This window comes from Vibrio sp. 2130-1 (assembly GCF_033339515.1).
In genome coordinates, this window is the sequence record NZ_JAWOUT010000068.1 from 1 (window position 1) to 1,238 (window position 1,238).

Below are 1,238 nucleotides of genomic sequence, written 5' to 3' on the forward strand. Positions count from 1 at the left end.
TTAGTGACCGCTTTGAAATTAATAACCTTACCAACTAATTTATCTAACATTATTTTGTTAACTCTATGTTACTTTACTAGGAGTGCTCTAACGCCCTGTTAAGGGGTGAGCAACGCAATACCGAAGCTTCCGCATACCACCTTAACCACTAAAACCAACGCATAGTAAAAATGCCACGCGTTGTGAATCCCTCTTAAACAGTTTGTTAGCCCTTTGCCCAAATTTGGTACGTGTAATCAATATTTGAACTGAAACTTTGCTCAAATGTTTGTTTGAAACTCTGTGGAACTGAAGGGAAAAACACGTCGCCAGAGATGTGCTTATGAATCACTGAAAGATGGATAACATCTGCTTGTTCGATTAATGCTTTGTAAATTTCACCACCACCAGAAACAAAGACATGTGTTGTCGTATTGTCTAAGTAAGATAATGCCGATTCAATGCTGGTGAAATAAATAACATCTGGATCATTCGAGACCATTTCTGAGCGAGTAACCACAGCATATTTCCTATTGGGAAGTTTACCCATTGAGTCGAAAGTTTTACGACCGACTAAAAGCCAATGATTGTAAGTCATAGCTTTGAACAGGAGCTGCTCACCTTGTACATGCCAAGGTATATCCAATCCAGAGCCAATTACTCCATTCTCAGAAACTGCTGCCATAATGGATATTTTCATTTTTCCTCCTGAGGGCTAACGCCCGCCTAAGGGGCTGGCAACGCTACCGCACGGCTTAAATTTACAACCGTAACCACCACAGCTCATTGGGACTGGGAACGCCACGCGTTGACAGTCCCTCTTGAGGCGTTTGTTATGTGTGTGTTCAAACCATCAAATTTAGTCAGGTACTACTATTAAACCTAATTGCTCTAAAAGTTGTTCTTGTTGCCACGAACAGATTTTTACACCTGTAAGGTCAACTTTCCGGGGGTCTAAACCATACAGCTCCGAGTGGCTCAAATCACAACCTTGCAACCTACACTGGCTCCAGCACCCTTCAGAAAATACTCCCCGACTTAAATCAGACTCTTTAAATGATGTCCCACTCAAATTTGCACCAATCCATCTATTCTCAAACAAATCACACTTTTCGATACACTGCCTTTCAAAATTTGCGTATGACAGATTACAACCTGTTATATAGGCTGAACAAAAATACATTCTGTTCGATACCTGATTCATGAAGCTAGCTTGAGCAAAATTTGCCCCCTTTAAATCGCACTCTCTGAACTCGATA

Annotated in this window: 2 protein-coding genes; both read right to left on the reverse strand. The window is 41.0% G+C overall.

The window, feature by feature from the left end; all coding sequences use genetic code 11:
* Nucleotides 1-205: 205 nt before the first annotated feature.
* Nucleotides 206-679, reverse strand: a complete 474-nt coding sequence (gene dfrA31 / locus R7Q09_RS24260) for a trimethoprim-resistant dihydrofolate reductase DfrA31 (protein ID WP_000703246.1) — start codon at nt 677-679, stop codon at nt 206-208.
* Between the two features lie 159 nt (nt 680-838).
* Nucleotides 839-1,238: Qnr family pentapeptide repeat protein (locus R7Q09_RS24265; protein WP_318143714.1), on the reverse strand; the 400-nt coding region annotated here is incomplete at its 5' end.